General features: G+C 65.6%; 20 protein-coding genes. 10 read left to right on the top strand and 10 right to left on the bottom strand.

Annotated elements, in window-relative coordinates:
* The first annotated feature begins 1 nt into the window (after position 1).
* Genes ntrB through CAP37_RS20385 form a run of 4 tightly spaced genes read left to right on the top strand, consistent with a single transcriptional unit; the run spans position 2 to position 2,678 of the window.
* A complete protein-coding gene (ntrB, locus tag CAP37_RS20370; RefSeq protein ID WP_086126544.1) occupies positions 2-865 on the top strand; it encodes a nitrate ABC transporter permease in 864 nt (287 codons plus the stop codon).
* Positions 855-1,727 (top strand): ABC transporter ATP-binding protein, encoded by an 873-nt coding sequence (locus CAP37_RS20375; RefSeq protein ID WP_086126546.1) that lies wholly within the window; start codon positions 855-857, stop codon positions 1,725-1,727. The genes ntrB and CAP37_RS20375 overlap by 11 nt, the downstream gene beginning before the upstream one ends.
* A 40-nt stretch (positions 1,728-1,767) precedes the next feature.
* Positions 1,768-2,211, top strand: a complete 444-nt coding sequence (gene cynS / locus CAP37_RS20380) for a cyanase (RefSeq protein WP_086126549.1) — start codon at positions 1,768-1,770, stop codon at positions 2,209-2,211.
* The gene (locus CAP37_RS20385) at positions 2,211-2,678 is read left to right on the top strand and encodes a nuclear transport factor 2 family protein (protein WP_179190306.1); all 468 of its coding nucleotides are present in this window, start codon (positions 2,211-2,213) and stop codon (positions 2,676-2,678) included. Before cynS ends, CAP37_RS20385 begins: the two co-directional genes overlap by 1 nt.
* Positions 2,679-2,687: 9 nt before the next feature.
* Here the strand turns inward: CAP37_RS20385 and CAP37_RS20390 are convergent, their stop codons facing one another.
* Complete coding sequence (locus CAP37_RS20390; protein ID WP_086126551.1) at positions 2,688-3,545, bottom strand: LysR family transcriptional regulator; 858 nt, start codon at positions 3,543-3,545, stop codon at positions 2,688-2,690.
* A 98-nt stretch (positions 3,546-3,643) separates the two neighbouring features.
* Between CAP37_RS20390 and bla the strand changes: the two genes are divergently transcribed.
* Positions 3,644-4,522 (top strand): class A beta-lactamase, encoded by an 879-nt coding sequence (gene bla, locus CAP37_RS20395; protein WP_086126553.1) that lies wholly within the window; start codon positions 3,644-3,646, stop codon positions 4,520-4,522.
* Between the two features lie 6 nt (positions 4,523-4,528).
* Here the strand turns inward: bla and CAP37_RS20400 are convergent, their stop codons facing one another.
* Together CAP37_RS20400 and CAP37_RS20405 are read right to left on the bottom strand one after the other, a co-directional pair.
* Complete coding sequence (locus tag CAP37_RS20400; protein ID WP_086126557.1) at positions 4,529-5,398, bottom strand: pirin family protein; 870 nt, start codon at positions 5,396-5,398, stop codon at positions 4,529-4,531.
* Between the two features lie 20 nt (positions 5,399-5,418).
* Positions 5,419-6,294, bottom strand: a complete 876-nt coding sequence (locus CAP37_RS20405) for a pirin family protein (RefSeq protein ID WP_086126560.1) — start codon at positions 6,292-6,294, stop codon at positions 5,419-5,421.
* Positions 6,295-6,396: 102 nt separating this feature from the next.
* Here CAP37_RS20405 and CAP37_RS20410 point away from each other — a divergent pair, with 102 nt between their 5' ends.
* The 3 genes from CAP37_RS20410 to CAP37_RS20420 all read left to right on the top strand — a co-directional run bounded on the left by CAP37_RS20410 (position 6,397) and on the right by CAP37_RS20420 (position 9,295).
* Positions 6,397-7,281 (top strand): LysR family transcriptional regulator, encoded by an 885-nt coding sequence (locus CAP37_RS20410; RefSeq protein WP_218776888.1) that lies wholly within the window; start codon positions 6,397-6,399, stop codon positions 7,279-7,281.
* Positions 7,282-7,293: 12 nt separating this feature from the next.
* Positions 7,294-8,340, top strand: coding sequence for an RNA methyltransferase (locus CAP37_RS20415; protein ID WP_086126566.1), 1,047 nt, complete (start codon positions 7,294-7,296; stop codon positions 8,338-8,340).
* 124 nt (positions 8,341-8,464) lie between these two features.
* Complete coding sequence (locus tag CAP37_RS20420; RefSeq protein ID WP_086126570.1) at positions 8,465-9,295, top strand: SPFH domain-containing protein; 831 nt, start codon at positions 8,465-8,467, stop codon at positions 9,293-9,295.
* 7 nt (positions 9,296-9,302) lie between these two features.
* Here the strand turns inward: CAP37_RS20420 and CAP37_RS20425 are convergent, their stop codons facing one another.
* The 7 genes from CAP37_RS20425 to CAP37_RS20455 all read right to left on the bottom strand — a co-directional run bounded on the left by CAP37_RS20425 (position 9,303) and on the right by CAP37_RS20455 (position 17,197).
* A complete protein-coding gene (locus tag CAP37_RS20425; RefSeq protein WP_086126572.1) occupies positions 9,303-10,559 on the bottom strand; it encodes an FAD-dependent oxidoreductase in 1,257 nt (418 codons plus the stop codon).
* Positions 10,556-11,704 (bottom strand): acyl-CoA dehydrogenase family protein, encoded by a 1,149-nt coding sequence (locus tag CAP37_RS20430; RefSeq protein ID WP_086126574.1) that lies wholly within the window; start codon positions 11,702-11,704, stop codon positions 10,556-10,558. Before CAP37_RS20430 ends, CAP37_RS20425 begins: the two co-directional genes overlap by 4 nt.
* Positions 11,701-12,276, bottom strand: coding sequence for an OsmC family protein (locus CAP37_RS20435; RefSeq protein ID WP_086126575.1), 576 nt, complete (start codon positions 12,274-12,276; stop codon positions 11,701-11,703). Before CAP37_RS20435 ends, CAP37_RS20430 begins: the two co-directional genes overlap by 4 nt.
* Positions 12,277-12,312: 36 nt before the next feature.
* A complete protein-coding gene (locus CAP37_RS20440) occupies positions 12,313-13,203 on the bottom strand; it encodes a sulfurtransferase (protein ID WP_086126577.1) in 891 nt (296 codons plus the stop codon).
* Between the two features lie 270 nt (positions 13,204-13,473).
* A complete protein-coding gene (locus CAP37_RS20445) occupies positions 13,474-14,382 on the bottom strand; it encodes a hypothetical protein (RefSeq protein WP_086126580.1) in 909 nt (302 codons plus the stop codon).
* Entirely contained in the window at positions 14,375-15,457 is a 1,083-nt protein-coding gene (locus tag CAP37_RS20450) for a type IV toxin-antitoxin system AbiEi family antitoxin (RefSeq protein WP_086126582.1), read from the bottom strand. The genes CAP37_RS20445 and CAP37_RS20450 overlap by 8 nt, the downstream gene beginning before the upstream one ends.
* A 144-nt stretch (positions 15,458-15,601) precedes the next feature.
* Positions 15,602-17,197 carry a sigma-54-dependent Fis family transcriptional regulator gene (locus CAP37_RS20455; RefSeq protein WP_086127172.1) on the bottom strand — a complete coding sequence of 532 codons (1,596 nt, stop codon included), beginning with the start codon at positions 17,195-17,197 and terminating at the stop codon, positions 15,602-15,604.
* A gap of 166 nt (positions 17,198-17,363) precedes the next feature.
* On the opposite strand from CAP37_RS20455, the gene CAP37_RS20460 reads away from it, so the two are divergent.
* Positions 17,364-17,585 (top strand): hypothetical protein, encoded by a 222-nt coding sequence (locus CAP37_RS20460; RefSeq protein WP_086126585.1) that lies wholly within the window; start codon positions 17,364-17,366, stop codon positions 17,583-17,585.
* Between the two features lie 59 nt (positions 17,586-17,644).
* On the top strand, positions 17,645-17,956 hold the full coding sequence (locus CAP37_RS20465) for a hypothetical protein (protein WP_086126588.1): 312 nt from the start codon (positions 17,645-17,647) through the stop codon (positions 17,954-17,956).
* The last annotated feature ends 11 nt before the right edge of the window (positions 17,957-17,967 follow it).

A 17,967-nucleotide genomic window follows, 5' to 3' on the forward strand; every position in this document is an offset into this window, starting at 1 on the left:
CATGAAGGCGGCCACCCTCAACCTGCGCGCCGCGCTGGTGTCGCTGCTCATCTTCTTCGTGTTCGTGGGAGCGTGGCAGCTCTCGACCACGGGGCCGAGCATCGGCGGTGCTTCGGCCGGCATGACGGCCGAGGAGATCGAGTACGCGAAGATGATGGGCAAGGACCCCGGTGCCGCCAAGAGCACCGGTTTCCCGCCACCCATCGAGGTGGCCAAGGCCAGTTGGGAGCACCTGTCCGACCCGTTCTACGACAAGGGTCCGAACGACAAGGGCATCGGCATCCAGCTCGCGCATTCTCTGGCGCGCGTGGGTCTGGGTTTCCTGCTGGCCATGGCGGTGGCGATTCCTCTGGGCTTCCTCATCGGCATGTCGCCGCTCATGCGCAAGGCGTTTGATCCCTTCGTGCAGGTCTTGAAGCCCATCAGCCCGCTGGCCTGGATGCCACTCGCGCTCTACACGCTGAAAGACTCGGACGTGAGCGGCATCTTCGTCATCTTCATCTGCTCGGTCTGGCCCATGCTGATCAACACCGCGTTCGGTGTGGCCTCGGTCAAGCGGGAATGGCTCAACGTGGCCAGCACACTGGAGGTGAACCCGATCCGCAAAGCCTTTCAGGTGATCCTGCCTGCGGCCGCGCCCACCATCCTCACCGGCATGCGCATCAGCATGGGCATTGCGTGGCTGGTGATCGTGGCCGCCGAGATGCTGGTCGGCGGCACGGGGGTGGGCTACTTCGTGTGGAACGAGTGGAACAACCTCTCGCTCACCAATGTGATCTTCGCGGTGCTGCTCATCGGTGTGGTCGGCATGCTGCTCGACCTCATGTTCGCCCAGCTCCAGAAGGCGGTGACCTATGTGGAGTGACACCAGCGCCCGCGAAAGCGCGGTAGCCCCGAAGCCTGCCGCACCGGCTCCAACGAAAGCTCACAAGATGACCGGCTTCCTCCAGGTTGAAAAACTCGCCAAGGCCTACCAGGCCGACAAACCGGTGTTTGCCGATGTGTCCTTCGCGATCGACAAGGGCGAGTTCGTCTGCATCATCGGCCACAGCGGCTGCGGCAAGACCACCATCCTCAACGTGCTGGCGGGCCTGGACACCGCCACGTCCGGCCACTGCTTCATGGACGGTCGCGAGATCAGCGGCCCCAGCCTGGAACGCGGCGTGGTGTTCCAGAGCCATGCGCTCATGCCCTGGCTCACGGTGCGGCAGAACATCGCTTTCGCGGTCAAGTCGCGCTGGCCCGACTGGGGCCGTGCCGCGGTCAACCAGCACGTCGAAAAGTTCGTGGCGCTGGTCGGCCTGAGCCCGGCCATCGACAAGAAGCCGAGTCAGCTCTCGGGCGGCATGAAGCAGCGTGTGGGCATTGCGCGTGCCTTTGCCATCCAGCCCAAGATGCTGCTGCTCGACGAGCCGTTTGGCGCGCTCGACGCGCTCACGCGCGGCACCATTCAGGACGAGCTGATGGGCATCGTGCGCGAAACGCAGCAGACCGTCTTCATGATCACGCACGACGTGGACGAAGCCATTCTGCTGGCCGACCGCATCCTTCTCATGAGCAACGGCAACGAGGGCCCGAACGGCTACGTGGCCGGTGGCATGGCCGAGGTGGTGGTGAACCCGCTGCCGCGCGAGCGCACACGCGCGCTGTTGCACCACCTCGATGGCTACTACGAGCTGCGCAATCACATTGTCGATTTCCTGGTCAGCAGGGCAAAAGCCCACTGACCGTCTTTCATCCTTCTTTCAACACACAAAGAGGCAACCCATGAGCCGACTCGACGTCACCGAAAAGATCATCACCACCAAAGTCACCAAGGGCCTGAGCTGGGCCGACGTGGCGAAGAAGGTGGGCCAGTCCAAGGAATGGACCACCGCGCTGTGCCTGGGCCAGATGACCGCCACGCCGGCGCAAGCGAAGGTGCTGGGCAAGATCTTCGGCCTGTCCACCGACGAACAGAAGTGGCTGCAGGTCGTGCCCTACAAGGGCTCACTGCCCACCTCGGTGCCCACCGATCCGCTGATCTACCGCTTCTACGAACTGGTCAGCGTCTATGGCACCACCTTCAAGGAACTCATCCACGAAGAGTTTGGCGACGGCATCATGAGCGCGATCGATTTCAAGATGGACATGCAGCGCCAAGCCGACCCGAACGGCGACCGCGTGAACATCGTGATGTCGGGCAAATTTCTCCCCTACAAGCAGTACTGATGGAGCCGCGCCCGCCGCTGCCACCCTTCACCGCCGAAACCGCCGCGCAGAAGGTGCGCATGGCCGAGGACGCGTGGAATTCGCGCGACCCCGACCGCGTGGTGAAGGTCTACACGGAGGACACGCGCTGGCGCAACCGTGCGGAGTTCCCGGTGGGTCGCGATCAGGTGCATGCGTTTCTGGTGCGCAAGTGGGCCAGGGAACTGGACTACCGGCTCATCAAGGAGCTGTGGGCGTTTGACGCAAACCGCATCGCCGTGCGCTTCGTCTACGAATGGCACGACGACTCGGGCCAATGGTTCCGTTCGCACGGCAACGAGAACTGGCAGTTCAATGAGCACGGTTACATGGCACAGCGTCACGCGAGCATCAACGACCGGCCGATCTCTGAAGGCGAACGGCTGTTCCATTGGCCATTGGGGCGGCGGCCGGACGAGCACGCGAGCTTGAGTGCGCTGGGGCTCTGATCGGCAAATTCAACTGGCGGGCGCTTCCAGCCAGTCCTGGAACGCCTTCATGGCCGCCGTCTTGCGCCGTGTCTTCATGCGCGTGAGCCAGTAGCCGCCCACGTCCACCTCGACATCGAACAAGCGCACCAGGCGCCCGCTCTGCAGGTCGCGGGAAAACATCGGCACCGGCAGCAGCGCCACGCCGGCGCCTTGTGCCGCTGCTTCGGCCAGCACCTGCGAGGTGTCGAAAACCGGTCCCGTGAGCAGAGGCAAGTGCGCGCCCGCGGCTTCGAACCACTGCCCCCACTCGTCCGAACGGTAGGAACGCAGCAGCGTCTCGCGCCCGAGATCGCCCACGGTGCGGATGCGGTGCGACAGCGAGGGTGCGCACATGGGCGCAAGCGGTGCCGCCATCAGGTGCCGCGTCTGCAGACCCGGCCACTGCCCATCACCGAAACGGATCGCGCAGTCCAGCCCCTCGGCCGCGAGGTCGATGCGGTTGTTGTGCGTGAACAGACGAAGTTCCACGAAGGGGTGGCGCGCCTGGAAATCGCGCAGCCGAGGCAGCAACCACCCCACGGCAAAGGTGCCCACCGCGCCCACCGACAGCACTTCGCGCTTGTGCGCACTCTTGAAGCTCTCCAGCGTGGCCGACACGCGCGTGAACGCCTCCACCAGCGTGGGCAGCAAGGCCATGCCTTCGTCGGTGAGCATGAGCCCGCGCGGCACGCGCCGGAACAGCGGCTTGCCCAGGCGCTGCTCGAGATTCTTCACGTGCTGGCTCACGGCTGTCTGCGTGAGGTTCAGTTCGTCGGCAGCGCGCGTGAAGCTCAGATGGCGCGCCGAGACTTCGAAGGCGCGCAGGGCGTTCAGTGGCAGGTCCATGGCATCCCCAAGTTTTTCTCTGGTGAAGCCTTGATTATTTCCGTTTGAGTTTCAGGACGAACTCGACCAGGATGCGAAGCCTGTTTCAAGGAGAAAACATGTTTGCAAGACGCACCTTCCTGCTTACCCCCGGCGCTGGTCTGCTCTGCAGCCTGGCAGGTCTTCCCCCCGGAAATGTCTGGGCAGACACCAGCAACCTGCGCGATTCGCTGCGCGAGATCGAAGCCACCGCGCGCGGACGCCTCGGCGTTCACATCATCGACACCGCCACCGGCCGCGAGCACGGCTGGCGGTCGGACGAGCGCTTCCTCATGCTCAGTTCATTCAAGCTGCTGGCCAGCGCGCTCGTGCTCGATCGTGTGGACCGCGGCGTGGAGAAGCTGGAGCGGCGCATCCGCTATCGCAAGCAGGACCTCGTGTCCTGGTCGCCAGTGACCGAGCGCCATGTGGGCGGCGCGGGCCTGAGTCTGGCGCAACTGTGCGAGGCCACCATCACCACCAGCGACAACACGGCCGCCAACCTCATCCTCGCCAGCTACGGAGGCCCAGCCGCCCTCACCACGTATGTGCGCGGGCTGGGCGATACGGTGACGCGGCACGATCGCATCGAGCCCATGCTCAACAACCGTGCCGCCAGCGGCGAGCCGCTGGACACCACCTCACCGCGTGCGATGGCGCACACGGTGCGCGCGCTGCTGCTGGGCGACGCGCTCAAGCCGTCATCGCGCGAACAGTTGATGAACTGGCTGCTGGCCAACACCACCGGCGGCAAGCGCCTGCGCGCGGGCTTGCCGGCGGGATGGCGCATCGGCGAGAAAACCGGTACCGCCAACGACGACGCCAACGACATCGGCATGGCGATGCCGCCGCAGCGCGCGCCCATCATCGTGACGGCCTACCTGGCGGAAAGCCGCACCGATGCGGCAACCCGAGAAGCCGCGCTGGCGAGTGTGGGGCGGTTGCTGGCGCAGGCCTGAGTCGGCTCAAGCCGGTAACGGAATCCACTCGCCGTCGTCCCCCGGTGGCAGTGGAATGCGGCCAGCCTTCCAGTCGGCCTTGGCCTGTTCGATGCGCTCCTTGCGCGAGGACACGAAGTTCCAGAAGATGTGGCGTTCGCCCAGGGGCTCACCACCGAAGATCATCAGCGTGCTCTTCTCGCGCGCGGTGATCACGGCGTCCGTGTCGTCGCCGAACACCAGCATCTGACCGGGCACATAGGTCTGCCCTGCGTGCTCGATCTCGCCGCGCGCCACGTACACCGCCTGTTCCTTGTGGCCACCGGGCAGCGACTTGCTCGCGCCCGCCTGCCATTCGGTGTGCAGGTAGAACAGGGGTGAGTGCGTCTTCACGGGGCTCGTCATGCCGTAGGCCTCGCCGGCGATCAGGCGCATCCACACGCCATCGCCCTCGCGCACTGGCAGGTCGCGCGCGGGGTAGTGGGTGAAGGCCGGGTCGGCCTCTTCGTCCTTCTCGGGCAGGGCCACCCAGAGCTGCATCAGCTCCAGCCCACCGCCTTCGAACGACTCGGGGTGGCTGAAGCGTTCGGAATGAGAGATGCCGCGCCCGGCGGTCATCCAGTTCACGTCGCCTGGCACGATGGATTGCTTCACGCCCAGGCTGTCGCGGTGCATCACCTGGCCGCTGAGCAGGTAGCTCACGGTGGACAGGCCGATGTGCGGGTGCGGCCGCACGTCGGCACCCTTGATGTCCTCGGGCGCCAGCGTCACCGGCCCGGCGTGGTCGACGAAGATCCACGGGCCGACCATGCGGCGTTTTGCGTATGGCAGCACACGGCGCACTTTGAGCCCGTGGCCCAGATCGGCTTCGCGGGCGGTGATCACCATTTCAAGCATCGTGTTTCCTTTTCTTGGACTCAGGCCGTGGCGCCGACGATTCGCCCCATCTTGCCGCTCTGGAAATCGGCAAAGGCCTGGTGGATCTCGGCCTCCGTGTTCATCACGAACGGACCATACCCCACCACGGGCTCGTCGATCGGCTCGCCGGTGAGCCACAGTACGGTGGCGTCTTCCAGCACCTCGAAGCGCACGTCCTCGCCCTCGCGGGAGAACACCGGCATCTGCGCCGCGCCCACCTCCTGACCGTCGGCCAGGCGCAGGCGCCCGCGCAGCACCAGCGGCGCCGTGGTGTGGCCTTCGGCAGCAGGTAGCGTCACGCTGTGGCCGGCCTTCAGGCGCAGGTCCCACACCTGCATGGGCGTGAAGGTGTGCGCTGGGCCTTGGGCGCCGTTCAGTTCGCCCGCAATGATTCGGGCCACGCCGGCACCGTCGGCCAGCTCCACCTGCGGAATCTGGTCTCGCGTGATGCCCTGGTAACCGGGCGCAGCCATCTTGTCGCGCGCCGGCAGGTTCACCCAGAGCTGCACCATCTCGAACGGGCCACCTTCTTTGGCGAAACGCTCGCCGTGGTATTCCTCGTGCACGATGCCGGCCGCTGCGGTCATCCACTGCACTTCACCGGGGCCGATGGTGCCGCCGCCACCGCTGGAATCGCGGTGCGAGACCTCGCCGTCGTAGACGATGGTCACGGTCTCGAATCCGCGGTGCGGGTGCTGGCCCACGCCGCGCTGCTTCGTGGTCGGCTCGAAGCGCGTCGGGCCGCCGTAGTCGAGCATGAGGAAGGGCGAGAAGCGCTCAGGCCGGTCGTTGTACGAAAACATGCTGCGCACCGGAAAGCCATCACCGACCCAGTGGCCGCCGGCATTGCGTTGGATGAAGGAAACGGTTTTCATGGGGTGTTCTCCTGAATGAATGAGCACTGTACCGGCCCCGTGTTCCCGTGATAAGTCGGTAGGATCACAAATCATTTTTCATTGAGCTGAATAATCGTGGACTTGAACGACACCCTGGTTTTTGTGCGCGTGGCGCAGGCGGGCAGCTTCAGCGCGGCTGCGCGGCTCATGGGCATGCCGGTGTCTACGCTGAGCGTGCGCGTCTCGCGGCTGGAGCAGCGCCTGGGCGTCACGCTGCTTCAGCGCACCACCCGCCGCCTGAACCTCACCGAAGCCGGGCAGGCCTACCTGCTACACGCTGCGCGAGGTCTGGAGGAGATCGCGCAGGCCGAGGCACAGATCGACGCCGGCCGGCACGAGGCGCAAGGCCTGCTGCGCATCACGCTGCCCATCGACATGGGCGACGAACAATTGCTGGAGATCATCAGCACCTACCGCGCGCGCCACCCGGGCGTGTCGGTGGAACTGGTGTTTTCCGATGCCCGGCTCGACCTCGTGGAACAGGGCCTGGACGTGGCACTGCGCGCCGGTGAACTGGCCGATTCCAGCCTGGTGGCGCGGCAGATCGGGCAGGCCCGCTGGGCGCCGTTTGCGCACCCTGACTATCTGAAGCGCGCGCCCGCGTTGCGCCAGCCCAAAGACCTCGCGCAACATGCCGCGCTGTGCTTCAGCCCGCTCGGCCGCGAAAGCTGGACGCTGATGCGAGGCAAGACCCGCGTGAACGTGCCGCTGCAGAGCGCGTTTGCCGCCAACGACATGCGCCTGATCCGCCAGCTTGCGCTGAACGCCCAGGGTGTGGCGCTGCTGCCCGATTACGTGTGCCGCCGCGAGGTGGACCACGGGCACCTGGTGCCGCTGCTGCCGGGCTGGCATGCGCGCACCGATCCCATCCACCTCGTCTACCCCAGCCAGCGCTATGTGCCGGCCAAGCTGCGGCACTTCATTGATGAAGCGGGGCCTGCACTGTCGGCCCTCTTCGAGCGGTAAGCTTCGTTCCCCATGCGCATCGAACACCTCCGCCAGCGCCTGCGTGCGCTCGGCGCCAACCCCCGCCACGAGCAGCGCGTGCTGCGCCTGTGGTCTCAGGCGCTGCCGCAGGACGCCGGCAGGCGAGAGATCGGGAGCTTCCTGCCCTCCACCCTGGTGGCCGCGTTGCCCGCGTTCTCCGAAGAGCTCGCCGGCCTGGCCAAGCTGGTCTCCGAGCACCCCGGCGAGGACGGCTCGGCGCGCCTGCTCGTGGCCCTGCCCGACGGCCAGACGGTGGAGAGCGTGCTGCTGCCGCGCGATGGCCTGTGCGTGTCCACGCAGGTGGGGTGTGCCGTGGGCTGTGTGTTCTGCATGACCGGCACCACCGGGCTGATCCGCCAGGTCGGCAGCGCCGAGATCGTGGCGCAGGTGGCGCTGGCGCGCACGCTGCGCCCGGTGAAGAAGGTGGTGTTCATGGGCATGGGCGAGCCTGCGCACAACCTGGACAACGTGATGGAAGCCATCGACCTGCTCGGCACCGTGGGCAACATCGGCCACAAGAACCTGGTGTTCTCCACGGTGGGCGATCCGCGAGTTTTCGAGGCCTTGCCACAAGGCAGAGTCAAGCCCGCGCTGGCGCTCTCGCTGCACACCACCAAGGCCGACCTGCGCGAGCGACTGCTGCCGCGCGCGCCGCGCATCACGCCGGAAGAACTGGTCGACGCGGGCGAGGCCTATGCGCGCGCCACCGCCTATCCCATTCAGTACCAGTGGACCCTGCTCGAAGGCATCAACGACGGCGACGACGAGATCGAGGGCATCGTGCGCCTGCTGCACGGCAAGTACGCCATCCTCAACCTGATCCCTTACAACACGGTGGAAGAGCTGCCCTTCAAACGCCCCAGCTGGGAACAGGCCGCCGACATGGCGCGCCGCCTGCACCGCAGGGGCATCCTCACCAAGCTGCGGCAGTCGGCGGGGCAGGACGTGGAGGGCGGGTGCGGGCAGCTGCGGGCGCGGGCAGAGCGGCCCGGACGCGGGCGGGTGGTGCCGATCCGGGTGGAGGCCGGTGCGCCATAGCGCACTGCCGGTTCCACAGGCCTGCCGTTCCGTGACTTGATCTGCGAACCCCCGCTTGCTCACAGAGAATCGCCGCGCTTCGCGTCCTGCGCGGCGATATCAATAACTCTGGGAGGAATGATTCATGCGGCAACTGGGTTCTCTTGTACTGATCGCGTTTCTGGGTGGATGCACCCAGATCGACACCGGCAACGTGGGCGTCGAACGGACGCTCGGCAACGTCAAACAGCAGACGCTGGGCCCGGGGGTTTACTTCTCGATGTTCAAGACCGTGGACGAATTCACTGCCAAGGAAATTCCGCTGCAGATTCAGAACCTCAGACCGAAGAGCCGTGACAACCTCACCATGACCGACGTGGACCTGGACGTCTACTTCAAGGTGAATCCCGGCAAGATGGCGGTGCTCTTCACCAAGTACCAGGGTGATGTCTCCCGGGTCATGAAGCCCCATGAAGACGGCTCGTTCAGGGAAACTGGAGATGAGGTGGTTGGTATGGGCCGCGTGCTTCGTGAGGCCCGCGAAGCCGTGTACCGTGCGGTGGCAACTTTTGACGCCACCACCATGCACCTCAAACGCGACGAGATTGCCAACGCGGTGCGCGATGTTCTTCAGCGCGAGCTCAACAAGACCGACCCGGAGTGCTTTGAGATCACGAACATCAATGTTCGGTCGCTGGTGACCGATCCCGCTCTGGAATCCGCGATCCGTGATCGTGCGAAAGTGGATCAGGAGATCGAAGCGAAGCGAAAGCAGGGCGAGCTGGCCAAGGTGGAGGCAGAGCGCCGCCAGATCGAGGCAGAGGGTGAGGCGCGGGCGAACCGCATCATTGCCGACTCATTGACCAGCACGCTCATGCGGGCCCGTGAGATCGAGGCCATGTCGAAGTTTGCCGGCTCGGGCACCCACACCGTGATCCTGCCTTCGGGTGTCCAGCCGCTGGTTCAACTCAAGTGATGCAGTCTCAATGCAGCGTAAGCGGCCTTGAAGTCGTCTTGACCCGCACCACCGCCGGGCGCGGCTCGTAGGGCGCGGGCGTCGTGCCGCAGATCTCCGCCGCAATCGCGCGCGCCTGCCGCGCAATCGGTTCGATGAATCGGCTGGGTTGACCGTCGATGGCGATGCAGTCGCCCATGGCGTGGATGCGCTCATCGCTCGTGCGCAGCGTGGCGGCATCCACCGCAATGCCGTTGTTCCACACGAGGCCTGCGCTCTGTGCCAGACGCGGTGGGGTCTGCAGGCCGGCAGCGGCGATCACCTGGTCGGCGGCGAAGCGCTGGCCGCAGGTGGTGGTGAGGCGGTACCGGCCGGCGATCTGTTCCAGGGCAGCGATCTGAACGCCGCCGACAAAATGAATCGAGAGGTCCTTCCAGGCTTCCAGCAACGGCGCGCCTGCCGCTGCGGTGGGCCAGCGCGCGAGGGGCGCGGCCTGCACGTCGAGCAGCGTGATGCGGTGGCCGCCGAGAGCGAGGTCGTTGGCGAGTTCGCTGCCGATGAGGCCGGCGCCGACGATGGCCACGTCCTTCGGTGTGTCGCCCAGCGCGGTGCGCAGCTTCTGGTAGGCGGACAGGTGGTTGATGCGCCAGCACAGCGCGGCGGGCAGGCTGGCTGGCAGCGCGGCTTGCGCGCCGTGCGCGAGCACGAGCTGGTCGTACTTGAGGGTGCCGCGCGTGGTGCGCAGCGTGCGGGTGTCGGGGCAGATGCGCACGGCCTGCGTGTTCGCCAGCAGTCGCACGTTGAGGCGGTCCGCTGCCGCTGCGCCGCTCTGCCGTGCCAGCGACTCGGGCGCAAGGCCGCGCGCCATGGCGATGGACAGCATGGGCTTGTCGTACACGTCGCCCGCGCAGTTGCTCACGATCGTGATGGGCAGGTCGGCATCGTGCGCGCGCAGGGCTTCGGCCATCTGCCATCCGGCGCGGCCCGCGCCAACAATGACCACACCCGCTTCACCTCGCGTGGCCACCGGCGCGCTGCCGGCCATGCCGGCGCGCAGAGCGTCCATCGTGGGCGCGGTGTAGGGCGTGAAATCGGCCTTGGTCACGCCGCACAGCGGACAGGACCAGTCGTCGGGAATGTCGGCGTAGCGCGTGCCTGGCGGCAGACCACCGTCCGGGTCGCCGTCGGCTTCGTTGTAGATGTAGCCGCAGGCTTTGCAGATGTACGACTGGTACGGAGCAAGTGCCTGCACCGCCGCCGCGACGGTGGTCAAGGCGGTCTTCATGACGGCATCACCTCCGCAGACAGCCGCGCCATCTCTTTGCGCAGGTGCTTGATGGCTGGCGTGACGATAGCCACGAAATGAGATTCGCGCACGCGGCGCTGCACCTCCGAGCTCATGAGGTAACCGCGCGCGCCCTGATGCAGCAGCGCCGACTGCGCAGCACGCAGGCAGAGCTCGGCGCCGTGCGCGCGTGCATCCAGCACGTCGATGAAAAAGTCCACTGAAGGGTTGAACGGTGTCTCTGCGAGCCGCATCACGCGAACGGTCAGAGCGTCCAGTTCGGCCTGCAGCGCATCGGGCCGGTCTTCCAGGAACTGGTTCACGTGGCCGAGCTGTGCTTCCACCGCCCACATGGAATCGATGGCGCCCTGCGTGACGCCCACGGCCATACCGCACTGGAGCATGACGAAGGCGGCGCGGATGCGCGCGATGTACGGCTTGGCCGGGTCGGCCATCACCTCGTCGCTGCCGATGAACACGTCCTTGAGCCGCAGCGCGTAGGTGCCGGTGCCCTCCATGGCCGAGAAGCTCGGGCATTCGCGCAGCTCCACGCCAGGCGCGTCGCAGCGCAGGAGAAACATCACTTCCCGGCCCGCAAGTTGGTCGCCGTCCATCAACGCCGCCAGCACACCACAGGCGTGGTCGGGCCCGAGGTTGCTCACCCAGGGCAGGCTGCCGTTGACGAGATAGCCACCGTCCACCGGTGTGGCCTTGAGCAGCAGGCTTTCGATCTGGGCGTAGCTCTTCATGGGGTTGGACATGCCGGTGCCGCCCAGGGTGACGCCGCTGGCGTGTGCCGACAACGCATCACCCATGAGCGCCGGATTGCCCGAGGCCTGCATGTACAGGCCACACACCGCCTGGCACCACACCATGAAGCCGGTGGCGCCGCACACGCGCGAAACTTCGGCCATGGCGCGAATCGCCAGGCCGTAGTCGGCGCGGCCCACGGGAGCGTCCAGGTGTGCGCTGAAGGCGCCGAGTGTGCCGAGCTGCTGCAGCACCTCGCGCGGGTAGAAGCCTTCGCGGTCACAGGCTTCCACCACATCGGCCAGCGGGCCCTGCGCCACGGCGCGCACGGCGGCGATCAGCTCGTCGGCCGATGTCTCGTGGGTGAGCTCGCGGGGCAGGTCGTTCGGGTTCATGCGTCCACCAGTCCGATCGTCATCGGAATCGGATTGCGCATGGAGTTCGCCACCGGTGAATAGAAGTTGGCGTGCTGCACGATTTCATCGAGCACCTCGCGCGTGGCATCGCCTTCCACCAGCACCTTCACGCGGATCGCCTGAAAGCCCATTTCTGGTGGCGTTTTCTCCAGCGCGCCACCGGCACCCCAGGCAGCGGGGTTGCCGATGTCGCCTTCCAGAAACACCTCCAGCTTGCTGAGTTTCACGCCTTTCCAGGTGGCCACCGCGGTGATGCCCACCGCCAGGCAACCGCCCAGGCCCGACAGCACGATCTCGCCCGGCGCGGGCGCCGTGTCTTCACCGAACAGGTGCAGCGGCTCGTCCACCACCACCGGCGCGTGCTGGCCCACATACGACAGCGAGCGGTACTGCCCCTCCATCACGGTGTGGACCTTGTTGGTGCCCCGGCTGGCCGGGTTGCCCTTGCCCTTGGCGGCGAAGGCGGCGAGGCCGGTGCCGTCGATGGGGCGAAGGTATGCCTTTACGGTGGTGACAGGGCTGGTGGGTTCTAGGGTGTCGGTGGCGGACATGGTGTCTCCGGGGTGTTGAATGGATGCGATGAAAAATCAGGCGGCGAGGGCGAGACTGGGCTTGCGGCTCGACTTCGCCACCGGCAGGCCGGTCTCGATCGGCAGGCTGTCATCGCGCGACCACTCGTTCCACGAGCCGAAGTACATGCGCACATCGCTGAAGCCGGCCTGCTTGAGCGCGAGGAAGGTGTTGGACGCGCGCGCGCCCTTGAAGCAGTAGAGGTACACCGTGTCGTCGGGCGCCACACCGGCGGTGGCGCACTCGGCCTTCACCTCGTCGGGCGTCTTGAACACCGGGCCTTGCGCCGAAGGCTTCATGAAGCGGTACCACTCCACCCACTTGGCGCCCGGCAGGCGGCCCTTGCGCGGCGCGAAGTCCTTGCCGTAGGGCGACGAGCTGTCGCCGATCCACTCGTCCACATCGCGCACGTCGAGCAACACGGTGTCGGTGCCCAGGGCAGCCTGCACGTCGGCCTGGGTCAGCATCACGTCGGCCATGGGCAGCTCGGGGAATGTGGCGGGCACGGGGGTAGCGGCCTCGGTGGACACCGGCAGGTCAGCGGCTTTCCACGCGCTGAAGCCGCCATTGAGCACCTTGATCTTCGGGTAGCCCAGCCAGGTCAGCAGGTAGTAGCCCCGGCACGACTGGCCGTAGCCGCTGTTCATCGCGTCTTCGTAGAACACAGCCGTTTCCTTGCCCGAGAGTCCGGCGGCGCCCAGCGCTTCGGCGAAGGTGGCCTTCAACGCCTGCAGGCCTTCGGGCGTGGAGGTGGCCAGATACGTGAAGACCTCGCGCAGGTTCACCGCGCCGGGAATGTGGCCAGCGGCAAAGGTGTCTGCGTCTCGCGTGTCGATGACCACGACGGGTTCGGACGACTGCAGGGCCTGCAACTGGGCGGGGGCGATCAGGATGGCGTCGATGCTCATGGCAACCTCGTGAAGAAGGGGTGGTGGGCGGGATGGCCTGTGACCTTCTTTGCAACTGGCGTGCCAAGGTGGTGAGCACGTGGGTTAATGAGCGAGGAGCGTTGAATTTGCTGGAGTTATTGGGGGTGGGGCGGGCATGCGTCGGTGGCGGTAGCAACCTGGATGGTCCGCAGCACCAACACTGTGTCGACATAGTGTCGACACAGTGTTGGTGCTATGGGTGGCGTATGGTTGGGGGCCGTTTGAAGCTGTTCGGTGACCTTGACGTTGTCAACGCACGCCCTGCGCGATCGCAGCCTGCACCAGCTGCACATATCTTTCGACCAGCGAGCTTGCCTGCCGCTGGAGCAGCAGGCGTTCTTCGGTGTTGTCTGGTTGGTGGAACCGCCCGAACGCAAGCGCGCCCTTCATGAGGTGGCCATCCGTGTCACCGTGGGTGCAAAAGCTTCGCTGCATGCAATCGAGTGCCGCTTCTAGCGAAGTCCGATGCGGTCCTCGGTGAAACTGTTCTGCGAAGGCGCGGGCGCCCTCTTCCAGTTCACAGCCGTATTGCAGGACATGGACAAGATCGCCCGCATCTTTGTTGGCGCTGCGTTGATCGAATGCGATGGCCTTCAAAACGACAAACGCGAGTTGGTTGGCGTAGTGCACGCGCTCCACCGCAATGCCCTTTCCATCCAGAAGCTCGGCCTTGACCTCCTTCGTCTCATAGAGCGTTTGAGCAATGGACATATGGGGCATCGACATCACCGATATCGATTCCGCCCCAAGGGTCTTGAGTTTCGCCAGCTCTTCCTCGGACGCGTCGCACAGAAACTCCACGCGCACGGGCACGCCTCCCAAAGTCTTCGCTTCCCACTGCCAAGAGGAGACGCCGCCCTTCTCAAGCCGCATTTTCGAGAACCCGCGTTGCTTGAGCCGGTCGGCGATGGGAGCGTAGTCCTGGCCAGCGGCGATCACGGCAAGGTCGATCACCAGATCGAGGTCGGACGTGCCGGCGTGTGCCGGGATGTCTGGAGCACGCTCTGGCGTGAGGTACCTGGGTACCAGTCCGCCCATCAGGCGAACCGTGTCCTTCAGGCTGCCCATGCATCCGAGCACAGTGACCAGTGCCTGTTCACAGGCATCGGTGACTTCCGGCAGGTACTCGGACGCGGTTTCTGGCTTGAAGTCAGACATTGGGCGCACCCTTGACGAGAAGTTGGCCTTTTAATGCGTTGGCCAGTTCCCGACTGCGCCCTCCTGCGTTTGCCAATTCAAGGTACTGGACCACGGGGCTGGCGAAGCTACCCGGTCGATCTGCCAGTTCGAGGCGATGCTGCAGTGCGAATTCGTCGCACTCGTGGAGAGTGACGTTGAAGCCTTTGTCGGCGCGCTTGAGTCCCAGATGCTCTGCAACGGACGCAGTTGCCCCCACCCGCACGATCAGGTCGTAGCCACTGACTGCGGTAAGAAGTCGTGTGAAGCTGTTCGCAGCGTACTGTCCGGTGAAGGCCCAGTCATGGGGCTGTCCTTCGCCCATGCGTTTGGCCAGCATCTCCCCAAGGGACGCCGGGTTCTGCGTAAAGGCGAACCAGCGCAGCTTGCTCACCTTCCTGCTCTCCCAGTCGTTCGCCCATGTGTCGAGCAGTTCGCCCGGATCCAAGAGCCGACGGCGCACACTGCGCCCGTTCCCTTCGCTTTGAACCATGCCGCGCTTTTCCAGCTCTCGCATGAGCACTGAGACCGTATTGGGGCTGGCACCCGACGCATCCGCAAGGTCAGTGCCAGTGCGCCAGGTGTCCCAGTGGAGCAGCAGGGCGTGCAGAACTTTCTCACGCTCGGGAGTGAACAGCGAGCCCACATCTCTCCAGTTGGGCTTGAGGGGTGGGCGGTCAATGAGCACCTGTCGCATCCCCAGGCGAATAGAGAGGCTTCCACTGGCGTCAAAGTAGCCAATGCCTGATGCTTCCAGCAACCTGCGCGCGCCTTCGCTGAGCGTTTCGGCCCACACCATCACCTGATCGGTGCCGGCCTGTTTTGCAGCTTGCGTCCGCACGCGCTCGATGTCGCGGGGGTAGGCGTGCCGCTTGACCTCGACCAGGATGTTGCTGCGCTCGCCGTCAACCGTGATGCCCAAGCGCAGATCCCCTCTCTGCCCGTCGCTCAGGTCGGGTTCAAGCTCGATCTCGATGTCTTCAATTTGGACACGCTCAAAGAGCACCGAGCGGAATTGAGAAAGCAGCTTTTCAGTGGTTTGGTGTTCCTGGTTCATGGCGGGCCCTGGACATGGTGTGCTGTACAGCGTATTAATTGGTTCTTACATATGATACGCTGCAAACCATTAATACGCTGTACAGCGTATCATTGCATCCACGCCCGCGCGTTGGTTTTCATCAAAGTTTTTACCCCCCACCCCTCATCGCAACCCCGCCTTGCGCAGCCGGTAGCTGAACTGCCGCAACGTGAGCCCCAGGCTCTGCGCCGCGCGAGACTGGTTGCCCTGGTGCTGCGCCAGCGCATCCCGCAAGGCCTGTGCACTGTGCGAACGCACGCTCTGGTAGTCGCGCACCTGGCCCACCTCGCCAGGCAGCGCAGGTGGCGGTGGCGCGCCAGCACCCGGAGTCTGCGGCATGAAACGCTCCAGCGTCTCGGCCGTCACCAGCGTGTGGTCGGCCAGCAGCACCAGCCGCTCGATCAGGTTGCCCAGCTCGCGAATGTTGCCGGGCCAGGGGTGCGCTTCCAGCCGCGCCAGCGCATCGGGCGCCAGGTTCACGTTGCGCTGGTGCGTCTGGTTCGCGCGGTTCACAAAGTGCAGCGCGAGCGCTCGGATGTCCTCACCGCGCTCGCGCAGGCTGGGCAGGCGGATCGGGATCACGTTGAGGCGGTAATACAGGTCTTGCCGGAAGCGCCCGGCCTGCACCTCGGCGGCCAGCTCGCGGTTGGTGGCGGCCACCAGCCGCACGTTCACCTTCACCTCGCGCGTGCCGCCCAGGCGCACCAGCGTGCCTTCCTGCAAGGTGCGCAGCAGTTTGGATTGCATCGCCAGTGGCAGCTCGCCAATCTCGTCCAGAAAAATGGTGCCGCCATTCGCCTGCTCGAACCAGCCCGCGCGGGCCGCGTTGGCGCCCGTGAAGGCGCCTTTTTCGTAGCCGAACAGCTCGGATTCGAACAGCGTCTCCGGAATGGCCGAGCAGTTCACCTTGATGAACGGCTGGTCGTGCCGGCCGCTGGCCAGGTGCACCGCACGCGCAAACAATTCCTTGCCTGTGCCCGATTCGCCCAGCAGCAGCACCGTGGCCTGCGATTGCGACACCCGTTCCAGTTCGCTCAGCGCCTGCAGCAGCGCGGGTGAACGGCCGATGAGGCCGTAGCGTGCGCTCGCGCTGTCCAGCGCGCGGGCCAGCGCCGCGTTGCGCACCACCAGCTGGCGCGTCTGCTCCGCCACCAGCTGCTCCAGCTGCAGCAGCTGGCCCGCCAGCGTGGCCAGAATGCGCAGCACCGCCAGGTCGTCGTTCAGGTGGCGTTGCCGGCTGCGGATGCGGTGGCAGGCCAGCACGCCGATGGTCGCGCCGTTCACGTCGATCGGCAGCGCAATGAAGGCCACGGTCTGCGGCGGCAGCCGCTCGCGCGGTACGGTGCGAAACAGAAACAGCGGCTCGGCGTCCACGTCCTGCACGATGGCCGGCAGGCCCGAAGCCAGCACCCGCCCGGTGATGCCCTCGCCCCACCGAAAGGTGCCGCGCTGCACTTCCTCGGCGGTGAGGCCGTAGGAATGGCGAATGGCCGCCGTGCGCTCGCTCAGCTTGCCGCCCAGCGGCGCCTCGCTGGCCAGCACCATGCGCCCCCGGTTCAGCCCCAGCAGCTCACTCATCAGGTGCATCATTTCCCGCAGCACGAAGGCCGGCGCCAGGCTGCGCCCCACCAGCTTCATCACCTCGCGCATCAGCAGCAGCTCCTGCGCATGCCAGTCGGTGCCGGGCGGGGTGTCGGGGTCGGTGCGGTGGGGAGGCATGGGCGCGAGGCAAGCAAGCATCGCGCCCGCACTCGCACCGCCGCCTCCGCGCGCCGTTCAGAGGGGTAACGCCTGGCTGGGTAGACGCCAACCTTTTGGGTCGGTAGGCTCCGGCTGGTTTAAAGCTGAGCAGGACGGCGCTTTCCATTCCCTCTTGAGAAACCCCATGAAAAGAAATGTTGGAGATGGCTCTAGCGCGGGCCGACTTGTCACGGCGGCGTTCGGGCTGTTGTTCGTGGCGCTGGCCGTGGCCGTTGTGGTTGTTTCTGACCGCTCGATCGGCCCCTTGATGGCTGCCGCGGTCCTGGGCATCCTGGGTGTCGACGCCATGGTCAGCGCATGCCGTGGAAAGCGGTCTTTGCTTTCCCGCATCGGGCCACTGCCGTAAGCGCCGCAGCTTGGGTACGCTTCTTGCAAAAAGGTGGACCACGCCCTCTGGAGAAAACGATGGAATATGTGTACATGCCGCTGCAGCTGGCCCCGGCCGGCTTGAACCAGCCCATCCTGCCGAACTGGTCGTTCCATCTGTTCAACGTGAACCTGGGTGCGTCGTCCAACGCCGATCTTGAACAGGCGGCGCTGCAGAAGGTCGGCAGCTACGGCAAACAGATCGGACATCTTTCCGAGGCCCTTGAAGTGGTCATCCGCCAACTGCGGCTGCTTGACAGCAAGAACCTCTCGCGCGAAGAGCGGGACACCATCGCCGTCTTCCTCGGCGACGTGGCGGCGGTGCGCAAGTTGAAGGTTGAGGCCACCTAGACATGGCGACA

The organism is Hydrogenophaga sp. IBVHS1 (assembly GCF_002127265.1).
Lineage (GTDB): Bacteria > Pseudomonadota > Gammaproteobacteria > Burkholderiales > Burkholderiaceae_C > Hydrogenophaga.

Excerpts from the sequence above, each read along its gene's own strand:
- ntrB (WP_086126544.1), top strand. The coding sequence starts at position 2 with ATGAAGGCGGCCACCCTCAACCTGCGCGCCGCGCTGGTGTCGCTGCTC.
- CAP37_RS20375 (WP_086126546.1), top strand. The coding sequence starts at position 855 with ATGTGGAGTGACACCAGCGCCCGCGAAAGCGCGGTAGCCCCGAAGCCT.
- cynS (WP_086126549.1), top strand. The coding sequence starts at position 1,768 with ATGAGCCGACTCGACGTCACCGAAAAGATCATCACCACCAAAGTCACC.
- CAP37_RS20385 (WP_179190306.1), top strand. The coding sequence starts at position 2,211 with ATGGAGCCGCGCCCGCCGCTGCCACCCTTCACCGCCGAAACCGCCGCG.
- CAP37_RS20390 (WP_086126551.1), bottom strand. The coding sequence starts at position 3,545 with ATGGACCTGCCACTGAACGCCCTGCGCGCCTTCGAAGTCTCGGCGCGC.
- bla (WP_086126553.1), top strand. The coding sequence starts at position 3,644 with ATGTTTGCAAGACGCACCTTCCTGCTTACCCCCGGCGCTGGTCTGCTC.
- CAP37_RS20400 (WP_086126557.1), bottom strand. The coding sequence starts at position 5,398 with ATGCTTGAAATGGTGATCACCGCCCGCGAAGCCGATCTGGGCCACGGG.
- CAP37_RS20405 (WP_086126560.1), bottom strand. The coding sequence starts at position 6,294 with ATGAAAACCGTTTCCTTCATCCAACGCAATGCCGGCGGCCACTGGGTC.
- CAP37_RS20415 (WP_086126566.1), top strand. The coding sequence starts at position 7,294 with ATGCGCATCGAACACCTCCGCCAGCGCCTGCGTGCGCTCGGCGCCAAC.
- CAP37_RS20420 (WP_086126570.1), top strand. The coding sequence starts at position 8,465 with ATGCGGCAACTGGGTTCTCTTGTACTGATCGCGTTTCTGGGTGGATGC.
- CAP37_RS20425 (WP_086126572.1), bottom strand. The coding sequence starts at position 10,559 with ATGAAGACCGCCTTGACCACCGTCGCGGCGGCGGTGCAGGCACTTGCT.
- CAP37_RS20430 (WP_086126574.1), bottom strand. The coding sequence starts at position 11,704 with ATGAACCCGAACGACCTGCCCCGCGAGCTCACCCACGAGACATCGGCC.
- CAP37_RS20435 (WP_086126575.1), bottom strand. The coding sequence starts at position 12,276 with ATGTCCGCCACCGACACCCTAGAACCCACCAGCCCTGTCACCACCGTA.
- CAP37_RS20440 (WP_086126577.1), bottom strand. The coding sequence starts at position 13,203 with ATGAGCATCGACGCCATCCTGATCGCCCCCGCCCAGTTGCAGGCCCTG.
- CAP37_RS20445 (WP_086126580.1), bottom strand. The coding sequence starts at position 14,382 with ATGTCTGACTTCAAGCCAGAAACCGCGTCCGAGTACCTGCCGGAAGTC.
- CAP37_RS20450 (WP_086126582.1), bottom strand. The coding sequence starts at position 15,457 with ATGAACCAGGAACACCAAACCACTGAAAAGCTGCTTTCTCAATTCCGC.
- CAP37_RS20455 (WP_086127172.1), bottom strand. The coding sequence starts at position 17,197 with ATGCCTCCCCACCGCACCGACCCCGACACCCCGCCCGGCACCGACTGG.
- CAP37_RS20460 (WP_086126585.1), top strand. The coding sequence starts at position 17,364 with ATGAAAAGAAATGTTGGAGATGGCTCTAGCGCGGGCCGACTTGTCACG.
- CAP37_RS20465 (WP_086126588.1), top strand. The coding sequence starts at position 17,645 with ATGGAATATGTGTACATGCCGCTGCAGCTGGCCCCGGCCGGCTTGAAC.